General features: G+C 71.8%; 13 protein-coding genes. 12 read left to right on the plus strand and 1 reads right to left on the minus strand.

What is annotated here, in order from left to right:
* The first annotated feature begins 17 nt into the window (after positions 1 to 17).
* Entirely contained in the window at positions 18 to 389 is a 372-nt protein-coding gene (locus ACFY6S_RS24580; RefSeq protein ID WP_388815015.1) for a MerR family transcriptional regulator, read from the plus strand.
* Positions 390 to 515: 126 nt separating this feature from the next.
* Here the strand turns inward: ACFY6S_RS24580 and ACFY6S_RS24585 are convergent, their stop codons facing one another.
* A complete protein-coding gene (locus tag ACFY6S_RS24585) occupies positions 516 to 896 on the minus strand; it encodes a hypothetical protein (RefSeq protein WP_388815013.1) in 381 nt (126 codons plus the stop codon).
* A gap of 11 nt (positions 897 to 907) precedes the next feature.
* On the opposite strand from ACFY6S_RS24585, the gene ACFY6S_RS24590 reads away from it, so the two are divergent.
* The 11 genes from ACFY6S_RS24590 to prmC all read left to right on the plus strand — a co-directional run bounded on the left by ACFY6S_RS24590 (position 908) and on the right by prmC (position 14,277).
* Positions 908 to 1,429 (plus strand): response regulator, encoded by a 522-nt coding sequence (locus ACFY6S_RS24590; protein WP_388815011.1) that lies wholly within the window; start codon positions 908 to 910, stop codon positions 1,427 to 1,429.
* A gap of 170 nt (positions 1,430 to 1,599) precedes the next feature.
* Complete coding sequence (gene nrtL, locus ACFY6S_RS24595; RefSeq protein WP_388815009.1) at positions 1,600 to 2,610, plus strand: ArgS-related anticodon-binding protein NrtL; 1,011 nt, start codon at positions 1,600 to 1,602, stop codon at positions 2,608 to 2,610.
* A 21-nt stretch (positions 2,611 to 2,631) separates the two neighbouring features.
* The gene (lysA, locus tag ACFY6S_RS24600) at positions 2,632 to 4,026 is read left to right on the plus strand and encodes a diaminopimelate decarboxylase (protein WP_388815007.1); all 1,395 of its coding nucleotides are present in this window, start codon (positions 2,632 to 2,634) and stop codon (positions 4,024 to 4,026) included.
* A 133-nt stretch (positions 4,027 to 4,159) separates the two neighbouring features.
* Positions 4,160 to 5,461 carry a homoserine dehydrogenase gene (locus ACFY6S_RS24605; RefSeq protein ID WP_329063403.1) on the plus strand — a complete coding sequence of 434 codons (1,302 nt, stop codon included), beginning with the start codon at positions 4,160 to 4,162 and terminating at the stop codon, positions 5,459 to 5,461.
* A gap of 7 nt (positions 5,462 to 5,468) precedes the next feature.
* Entirely contained in the window at positions 5,469 to 6,554 is a 1,086-nt protein-coding gene (gene thrC / locus ACFY6S_RS24610) for a threonine synthase (protein WP_388815004.1), read from the plus strand.
* 270 nt (positions 6,555 to 6,824) lie between these two features.
* The gene (gene thrB, locus ACFY6S_RS24615) at positions 6,825 to 7,745 is read left to right on the plus strand and encodes a homoserine kinase (protein WP_388815002.1); all 921 of its coding nucleotides are present in this window, start codon (positions 6,825 to 6,827) and stop codon (positions 7,743 to 7,745) included.
* A gap of 413 nt (positions 7,746 to 8,158) precedes the next feature.
* Entirely contained in the window at positions 8,159 to 10,222 is a 2,064-nt protein-coding gene (gene rho / locus ACFY6S_RS24620) for a transcription termination factor Rho (RefSeq protein ID WP_388815000.1), read from the plus strand.
* A gap of 379 nt (positions 10,223 to 10,601) precedes the next feature.
* Positions 10,602 to 11,720 (plus strand): LCP family protein, encoded by a 1,119-nt coding sequence (locus ACFY6S_RS24625; protein ID WP_388814998.1) that lies wholly within the window; start codon positions 10,602 to 10,604, stop codon positions 11,718 to 11,720.
* Positions 11,721 to 11,875: 155 nt separating this feature from the next.
* Positions 11,876 to 12,097: a 50S ribosomal protein L31 gene (rpmE, locus tag ACFY6S_RS24630; RefSeq protein WP_388814996.1), complete on the plus strand. Its 222-nt coding sequence runs from the start codon at positions 11,876 to 11,878 to the stop codon at positions 12,095 to 12,097.
* Positions 12,098 to 12,235: 138 nt separating this feature from the next.
* Complete coding sequence (prfA, locus tag ACFY6S_RS24635) at positions 12,236 to 13,315, plus strand: peptide chain release factor 1 (RefSeq protein ID WP_388814994.1); 1,080 nt, start codon at positions 12,236 to 12,238, stop codon at positions 13,313 to 13,315.
* A 77-nt stretch (positions 13,316 to 13,392) separates the two neighbouring features.
* Complete coding sequence (gene prmC / locus ACFY6S_RS24640) at positions 13,393 to 14,277, plus strand: peptide chain release factor N(5)-glutamine methyltransferase (protein ID WP_388814992.1); 885 nt, start codon at positions 13,393 to 13,395, stop codon at positions 14,275 to 14,277.
* Positions 14,278 to 14,289: the final 12 nt, after the last annotated feature.

The following is a 14,289-nucleotide window of genomic DNA, read 5'->3' on the forward strand; positions in this document are numbered from 1 at the left end:
CCAGCGGGGAGTGAGCGATGCGCATCGGTGAACTGTCCCGCCGCACCGGCGTCCCGACCCGCATGCTGCGCTACTACGAGGAGCAGGACCTGCTCCACCCCGAGCGGGCCGACAACGGCTACCGCGCCTACGACGAAGCGGCGGTCCACCGCGTCCAGCAGATCCGCGGTCTGCTCGACTCCGGCCTCACCACCGAGATCATCCGCCGGATTCTCCCCTTCCTGAACAGGCCGGACCAGATCCATCTCCACCCGGAGTGCCTGACCCCGGAGACGGCCGCCCTGCTGCGCGAGGAGGCGGAGCGCATCCACCGCCGCGTCGAGTGCCTGGCCCGCAACCGGGACGCCATCTACGCCTACCTGGAAGCCGTCCGGCCCGGCCACAGCTGACCGGCCGCACGCCGCGAGCGGCCATCCGTCGGCCCGGCCGCACGCCGCGAGCGGCCATCCGTCGGCCCGGCCGCACGCCGCGAGGGGCCATCCGTCGGCCCGGGCGCCCGCGCCCCGGCGCGCCGCCTACTCGCCCGGCCGCGACATCCGCAGCGCCAGCTCCCGCAGCAGCTCCTCCGACGTGATGTCCGTACGCCCGCTGTCATGGACCCGCGCCAGCTCCGCGTAGATGTACGAGAACGCGCCGATCAGCCGCATCACGGCGGGCAGCGCCGCCTCGGTCACCGCGTGCGCCGCCTCCAGCGGGGTCGCCTCGGGGGAGACCGTGAAGGAGGGGAAGACCTCGGCGAGCAGCGAACCGATCTGCCCGGCTCCCGGCGTGCCGTCCGGCTCCGGGCCCCCGGCGGCGCCCGCCGCTTCCGGGGCCTCCGAGCCCGCCGTCCTGACCCACTCCGCCGACTGCGTCAGGATCCCGATGGCTCTGAGGACAACTTCGTTCTGCTCCATCCGCAGAGACTATGCCCGGGGCGCACACCCGCCGTCCGCGCCGGGTGGAAGTGGGCAAAACCCGGACGCGGCACCGCGTTCGGACCTACTCTCGAATGGTGTCCGGGGCATCGGGCCGGGTGCTCGTCGTCGACGACAACAGAGTCATCCGGCAGCTGATCAGGGTCAACCTTGAACTGGAGGGGTTCGAGGTCGTGACCGCGGCCGACGGTGCCGAATGCCTGGACGTGGTGCACGACGTACGGCCCGACGCCATCACCCTCGACATGAGGATGCCCCGGCTCGACGGGGTGCGCACCGCCGCCCGGCTGCGCGCCGATCCCCGCACCCGCAGGCTGCCCATCGCCATCGTCAGCGCCTGCACGCTCTACGAGGTGGAGGCGGGCCTCGCCGCCGGGGCGAACGCCTTCCTCTCCAAGCCCTTCGAGCCGTCGGAGCTGGTCGGACTCGTGCGGCGGCTGACCCGCCAGGAGGCACCGCCCGCGCGCGACGAGCGGTACGGCGCCGGGCGGGCCGGCTCAGCCCGGAGCTGACCGCCCGCAGCCGACCGCGCGCAGCCGTCCCGAAGCGCCCGCGGCCGACCCCGACGCGACCCCGACGCGACGCCGGCCCATCCGGTCGTACCGGGAGCCGACCGCCCGCGGCTGCCCGTATCGCGAAACCGGTTCGCCAAGAGCCCACCCCCCTCCCATACGCTGGACCCGTGACCCCCGCAGAACTCTCCCGGACCGTGCGGCACGCCGTGCGCCGCGCCGTCGAGGACGACGCCCTGCCCGGGCCCGTGCCCGACCGGGTCGAGATCGAACGGCCACGCCCCGGCGGCAGCGGGGACTACGCCACCGGCATCGCGCTGCGACTGGCCGGCCCGGCCGGGCGACCGCCCCGCGAGGTCGCCGAGATCCTGCGCGCCCGCGTCGCTTCGGCCCCCGGAGCCGAAGGGGCCGTCGAACGCGTCGAGATCACCGGCCCCGGCTTCCTGAACTTCACCCTGGCCCCCGGCAGCCGCGAACGGCCGCGTGTCGGGCTGGTCCGTACGGTCCTGCGCGAGGGCAGGCGCTACGGTCACGGCGACGCCCTCGCCGGTACGACCGCGCGCTTCGCGCCCGCCGCCGAGGAGCGCGCCGACCTCTGGACCCGTACCGTCGTCGCGCTGCTCCACTCCCAGGGCGCCGACGCGGACGTCGTACCAGGAGCCGCCGAGACGCTCCGGGTGACCCACGCCCCCGCCGGCCGCGACCTCTTCCTCCGGCTCGGGCCCGACGCCGCCCGCTGGGCGCTGCTGCGGCCCGCCGCGCACGACCGCCCGTACACCGGCCCCGAGCTGCTCGTCCAGCGCGAGAGCAACCCCCTCTTCCGGGTGCGCTACGCGTACGCCCGCGCCCGGGCCCTCGAACGGGGCGCGCGGCAGCTCCGTCTCACCCCCGGTTACGAGGGGAGCGAGCCCGCGCACACCGATCTGCTCACGGCCCTCGACGACCACCCCGGCGTCCTTGAGGCCGCCGCCCGGCTCCGCGCGCCCGACCGGCTCGCCCGCCATCTCGAACACACCGCGGAGGCTTTCCTGCGCTTCCAGGAGACCGCCCGTCCGCTGCCGCTCGGTGACGAGAAACCCTCGGCCGCCCACCGCTCCCGGCTCGCGCTCGCCGTCGCCGCCGGGGCCGTGCTGGCCGGCGGCCTGTCCCTGCTCGGCATCGACGCCCCAGAACACCTCTGAACAAGCAAGAGAGCCACGAACATGAGCCGTTCCGCACACCCCGCAGGCCCCCGCCACGGAGACGTGCTGCCCGAGGGCCACTACACCGCCCCCGCCGCCGACCTCAACGTCCTCGACCCGAAGGTCTGGTCGCGCACGGTCCGCCGGAACGAGGACGGGGTGGCGACCGTCGCCGGCATCGAGGTGACGCGGCTGGCCGAGGAGTTCGGCACCCCCGCCTACTTCCTCGACGAGGCCGACTTCCGGGCCCGCTGCCGCGCCTGGGCGGACGCCTTCGGCCCCGGCGCCGACGTGTTCTACGCCGGCAAGGCGTTCCTCTCCCGCGCCGTCGTCCGCTGGCTGCACGAGGAGGGCCTCAACCTCGACGTCTGCTCGGGCGGCGAGCTGGCGACCGCGCTGGCCGCCGGGATGCCCGCCTCGCGCATCGCCTTCCACGGCAACAACAAGTCCGCCGACGAGATCGAGCGCGCCGTCGACGCCGGAGTCGGCCGGATCGTCCTCGACTCCTTCCAGGAGATCGTCCAGGTCGCCCATGTCGCGCGGCGCCTCGGCAAGCGCCAGCCCGTCCAGATCCGGGTCACCGTCGGCGTCGAGGCGCACACGCACGAGTTCATCGCGACGGCGCACGAGGACCAGAAGTTCGGCATCGCGCTCGCCGACGGCCAGGCCGCCGAAGCCGTCCGGCGGGCCCTCCAGCTCGACGGGCTGGAACTGATCGGCATCCACTCGCACATCGGGTCGCAGATCTTCGACATGGCCGGCTTCGAGGTCTCCGCCCGCCGCGTCGTGGGGCTGCTCGCCGAAGTGCGCGACGAGCACGGCGTCGAGCTGCCCGAGATCGACCTCGGCGGCGGCCTCGGCATCGCGTACACCCCGCAGGACACCCCGCGCGAACCGCACGAGATCGCCAAGGCGCTCAGCGACATCGTCACCCGCGAGTGCGAGTCGGCCGGGCTGCGCACCCCCCGGATCTCCGTCGAGCCGGGGCGCGCGATCGTCGGACCCACGGCGTTCACGCTGTACGAGGTCGGCACCATCAAGCCGCTCGAAGGACTCCGTACGTATGTCAGTGTGGACGGTGGCATGTCCGACAACATCCGTACCGCGCTGTACGACGCCGAGTACAGCGTCGCGCTCGTCTCCCGCAGCTCCGACGCCGAGGCGATGCTCACCCGCGTCGTCGGCAAGCACTGCGAGAGCGGTGACATCGTCGTACGGGACGCGTTCCTGCCCGCCGACCTGGCGCCCGGCGACCTGATCGCCGTCCCCGCCACCGGCGCGTACTGCCGCGCCATGGCGAGCAACTACAACCACGCCCTGCGCCCGCCCGTCGTGGCCGTCGTGGACGGTGCGGCGCGGGTGATCGTCCGGCGCGAGACGGAGGAAGATCTTCTGCGTCTGGATGTCGGAGAATGAAATAAACATCTCGCAATCTGGACGAAGGACAGAAAGTCCCGTCCGGTGAGTGAGACTGGATCGCACTGATCCTGTACCGCTTGCTGTATCTCTCGTGCTCGAACGGCTGTGTTGGATGAAAGGCGTAGGTCGGATGATGCGTACGCGTCCGCTGAAGGTGGCGCTGCTGGGCTGTGGTGTGGTCGGCTCAGAGGTGGCGCGCATCATGACGACGCACGCCGACGACCTCGCCGCGCGGATCGGGGCCCCGGTCGAGCTGGCCGGGGTCGCGGTCAGGCGCCCCGCCAAGGTGCGCGAGGGTATCGACCCCGCGCTGATCACCACCGACGCCACCGCCCTGGTCAAGCGCGGGGACATCGACGTGGTGGTCGAGGTGATCGGCGGCGTCGAGCCCGCCCGTACGCTCATCACCACCGCGTTCGAACACGGCTCCTCCGTGGTCTCCGCCAACAAGGCGCTGCTCGCCGAGGACGGCACCACCCTCTACGAGGCCGCCGAGCGGCACGGCCGTGACCTGTACTTCGAGGCGGCCGTCGCGGGGGCGATCCCGCTGATCAGGCCGCTGCGCGAGTCCCTCGCCGGGGACACCGTCAACCGCGTCCTCGGCATCGTCAACGGCACGACCAACTTCATCCTCGACCGGATGGACACCGCGGGCGCCGGCTACTCCGAGGCGCTCGACGAGGCCACCGCCCTCGGCTACGCGGAGGCCGACCCGACGGCGGACGTCGAGGGCTTCGACGCCGCCGCCAAGGCCGCCATCCTCGCCGGGATCGCCTTCCACACCCGGGTGCGGCTGGACGACGTCCACCGCGAGGGCATCACCGAGGTGACCTCCGCCGACCTCGCCTCCGCCAAACGCATGGGCTGTACGGTCAAACTCCTCGCGATCTGCGAGCGCGCCGCCGACGGCCGGTCCGTCACCGCCCGCGTCCACCCGGCGATGATCCCGCTCAGCCATCCGCTGGCCTCCGTGCGCGAGGCGTACAACGCGGTCTTCGTCGAGGCGGCGGCGGCCGGACAGCTGATGTTCTACGGTCCCGGCGCGGGCGGTTCACCCACCGCCTCGGCCGTCCTCGGCGACCTGGTGGCCGTCTGCCGCAACAAGCTGGCCGGGGCGACGGGCCCCGGTGAGTCCGCGTACACCCGGCTGCCGGTCAGCCCCATGGGCGACGTGGTGACGCGGTATCACATCAGCCTCGACGTGGCCGACAAACCGGGTGTGCTCGCCCAGGTCGCGGCGGTCTTCGCCGAGCACGGCGTATCCATCGACACCGTCCGGCAGAAAGGCCGGCCGGACGGAGACGGCGAGGCTTCCCTCGTCGTCGTCACCCATCGCGCGCGCGACGCCGCCCTCTCGGGGACCGTCGAAGCGCTGCGCAAGCTCGACACCGTGCGCGGTGTCGCCAGCATCATGCGTGTTGAAGGGGAGTAAGGGACCCATGACCAGCAATGGCACCCGCGAGGGCACCCACCAGTGGCGCGGCATCATCGAGGAGTACCGGCACCGCCTGCCGGTGACGGACACGACGCCGGTCGTCACACTCCGCGAGGGCGGTACGCCGCTCGTACCCGCGCAGGTGCTCTCCGAGCGGACCGGCTGTGAGGTGCATCTCAAGGTCGAGGGCGCCAACCCGACCGGATCCTTCAAGGACCGCGGCATGACCATGGCCATCACCCGGGCCAAGGAGGAGGGCGCCAAGGCGGTCATCTGCGCCTCCACCGGCAACACCTCCGCCTCGGCCGCCGCCTACGCGGTGCGCGCCGGGATGGTCTGCGCTGTCCTCGTGCCCCAGGGCAAGATCGCGCTGGGCAAGATGGGCCAGGCGCTGGTCCACGGCGCGAAGATCCTCCAGGTCGAGGGGAACTTCGACGACTGCCTGACGCTGGCCCGCTCGCTCTCCGACAACTACCCGGTGGCGCTGGTCAATTCGGTCAATCCGGCACGTATCGAGGGGCAGAAGACCGCGGCCTTCGAGATCGTGGACGCGCTGGGCGACGCCCCCGACATCCATGTGCTGCCCGTCGGCAACGCCGGCAACATCACGGCCTACTGGAAGGGCTACACCGAGTACGCCGCCGACGGCGTCGCGGGACGCGCGCCGCGCATGTGGGGCTTCCAGGCGTCCGGCTCCGCGCCGATCGTGCGCGGCGAGATCGTCAAGGACCCGCACACCGTCGCCACCGCGATCCGGATCGGCAACCCGGCCTCCTGGCAGTACGCGCTGGCCGCCCGTGACGAGTCCGGCGGCTTCATCGACGAGGTGACGGACCGGCAGATCCTCTCCGCTTACCGGCTGTTGGCCGCCCAGGAGGGCGTCTTCGTGGAGCCCGCCTCGGCCGCCTCCGTGGCTGGGCTGCTCAAGGCGGCCGAGGAGGGCAAGGTCGACCCCGGTCAGCGCATCGTCTGCACCGTCACCGGCAACGGCCTCAAGGACCCGGACTGGGCGGTCGCGGGCGCGCCGCAGCCGGTCACCGTGCCGATCGACGCGGTCGCCGCGGCGCAGCGGCTCGGGCTCACGTCCTGACACAGGGGGCCGCCCGCCCTGGGAGCGGCCCGGCGGCGGCCCCCGAAGTACGGCAAGAGCGACAAAGGCGCACAGGAGGTCCCGCGACACGCATCGTGCGCCTCCTGTGCGCCCTATGTCGCGGCGGAACCAACCTTCGATAGGCTGTACTCAATCCCGCCCGCCGCATATGCCGCGTGGTGTTGATGCCTCTGTCCGCCCCCGGGCGTTCCGTATGTCCCGCACCCCGCGCGGGAATCCAACCCGCAGTCAAGGAGAGTCGTCGAAGCGATGGCCGGTCCCGCGTTCCGCGCCGCCGCCGTACGGGTGCGCACCCCCGCCACCAGCGCCAATCTCGGTCCGGGCTTCGACGCCCTGGGACTCTCGCTGGGCCTCTACGACGACGTGGTCGTCCGGGTCGCCGACTCCGGGCTGCACGTCGACATCGCGGGCGAGGGCGCCGGGACGCTGCCCCGCGACGAGAACCATCTGCTCGTACGGTCCCTGCGCATCGCCTTCGACCTGCTCGGCGGTCAGCCGCGCGGCCTGGAGGTCGTCTGCGCGAACCGCATCCCGCACGGGCGTGGCCTCGGCTCGTCCTCGGCCGCGATCTGCGCCGGGATCGTCGCCGCGCGGGCGGTCACCATAGGCGGCGACGCGCGGCTCGACGACGCCGCGCTGCTGGAGCTGGCGACCGAGATCGAGGGACACCCCGACAATGTCGCGGCCTGTCTGCTCGGCGGCTTCACCCTCGCCTGGATGGACGGGGGAGCGGCGCGGGCGATCCGGATGAATCCCGCCGGTTCCATCGTTCCGGTGGTTTTCGTCCCCGGCAGGCCGGTGCTCACGGAGACCGCGCGCGGGCTGCTGCCGCGCACCGTCCCCCATGTGGACGCGGCCGCCAACGCGGGTCGCGCGGCGCTGCTCGTGGAAGCCGTCACCCGGCGTCCCGAACTGCTCCTGCCGGCCACCGAGGACCGGCTCCACCAGGACTACCGGGCACCGGCGATGCCGCAGAGCGTCGCCCTGGTCAACCGGCTGCGCGCGGACGGCGTCCCGGCGGTCATCTCCGGCGCGGGACCCACGGTCCTGGCGCTGGTCGAGGACGGTGCGGCCGACAAGGTCGCGCGGCTGGCGGGTGAGGGATGGGCGGCGAACCGGCTCTCTCTCGACGCCGGGGGTACGAGCGTTCTGCCGCTCGGCTCGCAGTGACAAGTGATTGCCGGTGAGTGAGAGGGGGAATGTTTGTTGGAGCCGGTAGTGTTAACCTCAAGTCTGCAACCGACGTCTTTGAGGCGCGGTGCTTCGTGTCCCGCTTCGGGACCACCCTTCTTCCGGGAGCCTCCCCAACTGCCTGAGCAGCCTGCCTGAGCAGTTTTGAGCACGCACCGGAACCGGCACGACACCCCCCGTCTTTCCCCACGGTGGGCGAGCAGGGGGACCTCGGGCCGGACCCATGGCACGTATGCACGTTCGCAGACAGCACGTATGCACGTATGCAGATTTCTCCGCCGCACCCGGCGGGACCACCGCCCCGGCCCGGTCCACAAGATGGGACCGCAGCCGGACAGCACAACCGGTCGCCGAGCCAGAAGGCCGACGTCCGCTCCAGGGAAGGACCCTTCGTGAGCGACACCACCGATCTGATGGGCGTGACTGCCGACAGCAGTGTCGACACCAACGCGCCCGCCGAAGGTGCTGCCACTGGCACCACCGCGCGGCGCCGCCGCTCCGGCACCGGCCTCGACGGCATGGTCCTGGCCGAGTTGCAGCAGGTCGCGTCCGGCCTCGGGATCAGGGGCACGGCGCGGATGCGCAAGAGCCAGCTGATCGAGGTCATCAAGGAGGCGCAGGCCGGCTCCTCGCCCGCCGCCAAGGCCGCCGACAGCGCCGACGGCGCCGAGACCAAGCCCAAGCGCCGCGCGACCTCCAAGGCCCGTACGGGCGAGGCCGCCGCCGAGGCGAAGGCCGGCAAGGCCGAGCAGGCCGTGGCCCAGCAGCAGATCGACATTCCCGGCCAGCCCGCCAGTGACGACCAGCCCGCGGGCGAGCGCCGCCGTCGCAGGGCCACCGCACAGGCCGGCAGCCCCGAGACCAAGACGGAGGCCAAGGCCGACGCGCCGGCCGACGTCAAGGTCGAGGCACAGCCCGACACCAAGACCGAGGCCGCCGTCTCCGCCTCCGGCACCGCCCAGAGCGAGACCGAGGGCCGCCGCGGCGACCGCCAGGACCGCGGCCAGCGCGGTGAGCGCGGCGAGCGCGACCGGGGCGACCGCAGGGACCGCCAGCGCGACCGCCGGGGCAAGGGCGACGAGCAGGGCGGTCAGGGCGGCCAGCAGGGCGGCGGCCGCCAGCAGCGCGACAACCGCGGCGGCGGCCAGAACAGCGGCCAGAACAGCGGTCAGAACGCCCCGAACAACGGTCCGCAGGACGACTTCGACGACGAGGCGGGCGGCCGTCGCGGCCGGCGCGGTCGCTACCGCGACCGCCGCGGACGCCGTGGGCGCGACGAGTTCGGCCCCGGTGAGCCGCAGGTCGCCGACGACGATGTGCTGATCCCCGTCGCGGGCATCCTCGACATCCTCGACAACTACGCGTTCATCAGGACCTCCGGCTACCTGCCGGGCCCCAACGACGTGTACGTCTCGCTCGCCCAGGTCCGCAAGAACGGTCTGCGCAAGGGCGACCACGTCACCGGCGCCGTGCGCCAGCCCAAGGACGGCGAGCGCCGCGAGAAGTTCAACGCGCTGGTCCGGCTGGACTCCGCCAACGGCATGGGCGCGGACTCGGGCCGGGGCCGTCCCGAGTTCCAGAAGCTGACCCCGCTCTACCCGCAGGACCGGCTCCGCCTGGAGACCGACCCGGGGGTGACGACCACCCGCATCATCGACCTGGTCGCCCCTATCGGCAAGGGCCAGCGCGGTCTGATCGTGGCCCCGCCGAAGACCGGCAAGACCATGATCCTCCAGGCCATCGCCAACGCGATCACGGTCAACAGCCCCGAGTGCCACCTGATGGTCGTCCTCGTCGACGAGCGTCCCGAAGAGGTCACCGACATGCAGCGGTCGGTCAAGGGCGAGGTCATCTCCTCGACCTTCGACCGTCCGGCCGAGGACCACACCACCGTCGCCGAGCTGGCCATCGAGCGCGCCAAGCGCCTGGTGGAGCTGGGCCACGACGTGGTCGTCCTGCTCGACTCGATCACCCGTCTGGGCCGCGCGTACAACCTCGCCGCCCCCGCCTCCGGCCGCATCCTGTCCGGTGGTGTCGACTCGACCGCGCTCTACCCGCCGAAGCGCTTCTTCGGCGCGGCGCGCAACATCGAGGACGGCGGTTCGCTGACCATCCTGGCCACCGCGCTGGTCGAGACCGGTTCGCGCATGGACGAGGTCATCTTCGAGGAGTTCAAGGGCACCGGCAACATGGAGCTGCGGCTCGACCGGAAGCTCTCGGACAAGCGCATCTTCCCGGCGGTGGACGTGGACGCGTCCTCCACCCGTAAGGAAGAGATCCTGCTCGGCAGCGACGAACTCGCCGTCGTCTGGAAGCTGCGCCGGGTGCTGCACGCGCTCGACCAGCAGCAGGCGATCGAACTGCTCGTCGACAAGATGAAGAAGACGAAGTCGAACGCCGAGTTCCTGCTCCAGATCCAGAAGACCACCCCCGGATCGGGCAACGGGAACGACTGACCGGCGCCGACCGCGCACCCCGGAGATACGCGAGATCCGCCCCGCCGCCACGGCGACGGGGCGGATTTTTCGTGCCCCGCCCGCGACCGTCGCCCGGAGACCGTCGCCCGGAGACCTTCGCCACACCCCGCACGCCGGTCCCTGAGTGCCCGCTGAGCGGCCCGGCACGGCCGAGCCGCAGGTCGGGGCGGGGGAGGCCGGGCAGCGGCCCGTACCGGGCCTGTGCCCGCGCGCGTCCGCCGCGGGTGCCCGGCACGGCATGGTGTGCGACCCTTCCGGATGCTTCACTGTCTGTACAAGTGGCGACATAGCGCGCCTCGTCACCACGGCAGGAGGCAGCCGGGGGCCAGGGACGAAGAAGACGGACAGAGGGACGGACATGGGCGACCGGATCAGCGGCCGAATACGCGGCGGCGGCAAGCGCCGCACGACGGCGGGCAAGCGGCGCCGGGCGACGACCGTCGCGGCCTGGTCGGTCGCCGGACTGGTGCTCGTCGGCGGATCCGGGCTCGGATACGTCTATTTCAAGCTCGACGGCAACATCAGGGGAATCGACATCAATTCCCAGCTGGGCAGGGACCGCCCGGCCAACCCCGACAACGGCTCCGAGGACATCCTCGTACTCGGCTCGGACTCCCGCGCGGGCGCGAACTCCTCGTACGGCAAGGACGACGGCGCCGGCCGCTCCGACACGGCGATGGTCGTGCACGTCTACAAGGGCCACAAGAAGGCCAGCGTCGTCTCCGTACCGCGTGACACCCTGGTCGACCGGCCCGACTGCACCGACGCCGACGGGGGCCGGGTCGCCGGGGAGCGTCTCGCGATGTTCAACACGGCGTACGAGGTCGGCGGGCCCGCCTGCGCGGTCAAGACCGTGGAGCGGATGTCCGGCATCCGGATGGACCACTACATCGAGGTCGATTTCACCGGCTTCAAGAAACTCGTCGACGAACTGGGCGGCGTCAGGATCACCACCAGCCAGGCCATCGACGACCCCAAGAGCCATCTCACGCTGGCGCCCGGCACCCACACCCTCGACGGCGAGCAGTCCCTCGGCCTGGTGCGCACCCGCCACGGCGTCGGCGACGGCAGCGACCTGGGCCGGATACAGCTCCAGCAGGCGTTCATCAAAGCGCTGATCGAGCAGGTCAAGAGCGTCGGCGTGTTCAGCAACCCCAAGAAGCTCTACGACCTGGCCGACGCCGCCACCAAGGCGATCACCCCGGACTCGCAGCTCGACTCCGTCAACGAGCTGGTCGACTTCGCCGACGGCCTGAAGGACCTCGGCTCCCGGGACGTCGACATGATCACGCTGCCGGTGCGGTACGACCCCGCCGACCCGAACCGCGTCCTGCCCCTGCCCGCCGCCGCCCGGCAGGTCTGGACGGCACTCAAGCAGGACCAGCCGATCCCCGCCGCCGCGACCAGGGACTCCGCCGGCGACAAGGGCGCCGCGCACAGCGTGGTCCCGGACGGCGGCACGGCCGGCGGCGGCTGAGCCCGGCGCCCCGGAACCGGGCCCCGGAATACTTTCGGCCGCACCCCGGTTTGGGCAGATGCGGCCGGTCCTGGCAGACTGGTACGTCGGCCCCGGTTCACGTACGAGCAATCCGCGCGTACGACCCGGCGCCCTCCCGAATCTAGGAGAACCCCTTGAAGCGCGACATCCACCCCACGTACGTCGAGACCGAGGTCAGCTGCACCTGCGGCGCGTCGTTCGTCACCCGCAGCACCATCGAGAGCGGCCGCATCCGCGCCGACCTGTGCTCCGAGTGCCACCCGTTCTACACGGGCAAGCAGAAGATCCTCGACACCGGTGGCCGCGTGGCCCGCTTCGAGGCCCGCTTCGGCAAGGCCGCCGCGGCCAAGAAGTAGCGAGCCTTCCGCGCCGGTTTCCGGTGCCCCGCCAGGCCCGTCCTGGGCCCGGGGCGCCGGGACCGGCGCTTTGGCGTCCCGCAGCACCTTCGCAGCACTTTCGCAGTACTTCTTACGTACGAAACCAGGAGCCCCCGAATGTTCGAGGCGGTCGAGGAACTGATCGGTGAGCACGCCGATCTGGAGAAGAAGCTCGCCGACCCGTCGGTCCACGCCGACCAGGGCAACGCGCGCAAGCTCAACAAGCGTTACGCCGAGCTGACCCCGATCGTCTCCACGTACCGCTCCTGGAAGCAGCTGGGCGAGGACATCACGACCGCCCGCGAGTTCGCCGCCACCGACCCCGACTTCCTGGCCGAGGCCAAGGAGCTGGAGAAGCGGCGCGAAGAGGTCACCGAGAAGCTGCGCCTGCTGCTCGTGCCCCGGGACCCCAGCGACGACAAGGACGTGATCCTGGAGGTCAAGGCGGGCGCGGGCGGCGACGAGTCCGCCCTCTTCGCCGGCGACCTGCTGCGCATGTACCTGCGGTACGCCGAGCGCGTCGGCTGGAAGACCGAGATCATCGACGCCACCGAGTCCGAGCTGGGCGGCTACAAGGACGTCCAGGTCGCGGTCAAGACCAAGGGCGGCAACGGCGCCACCGAGCCCGGGCAGGGCGTCTGGGCACGGCTGAAGTACGAGGGCGGCGTGCACCGCGTGCAGCGAGTGCCCTCCACCGAGTCCCAGGGCCGCATCCACACCTCCGCCGCCGGCGTGCTCGTCACGCCCGAGGCCGAGGAGGTCGATGTCGAGATACACGCCAACGACCTCCGCATCGACGTGTACCGCTCCTCGGGCCCCGGCGGCCAGTCCGTCAACACGACCGACTCCGCCGTCCGCATCACCCACCTGCCGACCGGCGTCGTGGCCTCCTGCCAGAACGAGAAGAGCCAGCTCCAGAACAAGGAGCAGGCCATGCGTATCCTGCGCTCACGGCTGCTCGCCGCCGCGCAGGAGGAGGCGGAGCGCAACGCGGCGGACGCCCGGCGCAGCCAGGTCCGTACCGTCGACAGGTCCGAGAAGATCCGCACGTACAACTTCCCGGAGAACCGGATCTCGGACCACCGGGTCGGATTCAAGGCGTACAACTTGGACCAGGTGCTCGACGGAGAGCTGGACGCCGTCATCCAGGCATGCGTGGACGCCGACTCCGCCGCCAAGCTGGCAGCCGCGCAGTGACGGCCTGATCCACTCGCTATCGTGCACCGGGCCGTGCACTCCCTCAGCAACCACTCTCGCACTCGGAGGAACCAGCCGTGCAGCCACATTCTGGGGGGACCAGCGACTCCCAGCGGCGCAGCCTGCTGCTCGCGGAGGTGGCCCAGGCCACCCAGCGGCTGGCCGACGCGGGCGTGCCCTCACCGCGCTTCGACGCCGAGGAACTCGCCGCGTACGTGCACGGCGTCAAACGAGGTGAGCTGCACCGCGTCAAGGACATCGACTTCGACGCCCGTTACTGGGAGGCCGTGGCCCGCCGCGAGGCCCGCGAACCGCTCCAGCACATCACCGGACGCGCCTTCTTCCGCTATCTGGAACTCCAGGTCGGCCCCGGCGTGTTCGTACCGCGTCCGGAGACCGAGTCGGTCGTCGGCTGGGCGATAGACGCCGTGCGCGCGATGGACGTGGTCGAGCCGATCGTCGTCGACCTGTGCTCGGGCTCCGGCGCGATCGCCCTCGCCATGGCGCAGGAGGTGCCGCGCTCGCGCGTGCACGCCGTCGAGCTGTCCGAGGACGCCCTCGCCTGGACACGGAAGAACGCCGAGGGGTCCAGGGTCACCGTGCACCGGGGGGACGCCCTGAGCGCCCTGCCCGAGCTGGACGGCCAGGTCGACCTGGTCATCTCCAACCCGCCGTACATCCCGCTGACCGAGTGGGAGTACGTGGCGCCCGAGGCCCGCGACCACGACCCGCAGATGGCCCTCTTCTCCGGCGAGGACGGCCTCGACACCATCCGCGGCATCGAGCGCACCGCGCACCGGCTGCTGCGCCCCGGCGGTCTCGTCGTGATCGAGCACGCCGACACCCAGGGCGGACAGGTCCCGTGGATCTTCAGCGAGGAATCCGGCTGGGCGGACGCCGCCGACCACCCCGACCTGAACAAGCGCCCGCGCTTCGCGACGGCGCGCAAGGCCCTGCCGTGAGGTTGCGGCCCA

Source organism: Streptomyces sp. NPDC012835, assembly GCF_042900885.1.
Classification (GTDB): domain Bacteria; phylum Actinomycetota; class Actinomycetes; order Streptomycetales; family Streptomycetaceae; genus Streptomyces.

Excerpts from the sequence above, each read along its gene's own strand:
- ACFY6S_RS24580 (WP_388815015.1), top strand. The coding sequence starts at position 18 with ATGCGCATCGGTGAACTGTCCCGCCGCACCGGCGTCCCGACCCGCATG.
- ACFY6S_RS24585 (WP_388815013.1), bottom strand. The coding sequence starts at position 896 with ATGGAGCAGAACGAAGTTGTCCTCAGAGCCATCGGGATCCTGACGCAG.
- ACFY6S_RS24590 (WP_388815011.1), top strand. The coding sequence starts at position 908 with ATGCCCGGGGCGCACACCCGCCGTCCGCGCCGGGTGGAAGTGGGCAAA.
- lysA (WP_388815007.1), top strand. The coding sequence starts at position 2,632 with ATGAGCCGTTCCGCACACCCCGCAGGCCCCCGCCACGGAGACGTGCTG.
- ACFY6S_RS24605 (WP_329063403.1), top strand. The coding sequence starts at position 4,160 with ATGATGCGTACGCGTCCGCTGAAGGTGGCGCTGCTGGGCTGTGGTGTG.
- thrC (WP_388815004.1), top strand. The coding sequence starts at position 5,469 with ATGACCAGCAATGGCACCCGCGAGGGCACCCACCAGTGGCGCGGCATC.
- thrB (WP_388815002.1), top strand. The coding sequence starts at position 6,825 with ATGGCCGGTCCCGCGTTCCGCGCCGCCGCCGTACGGGTGCGCACCCCC.
- ACFY6S_RS24625 (WP_388814998.1), top strand. The coding sequence starts at position 10,602 with ATGGGCGACCGGATCAGCGGCCGAATACGCGGCGGCGGCAAGCGCCGC.
- prfA (WP_388814994.1), top strand. The coding sequence starts at position 12,236 with ATGTTCGAGGCGGTCGAGGAACTGATCGGTGAGCACGCCGATCTGGAG.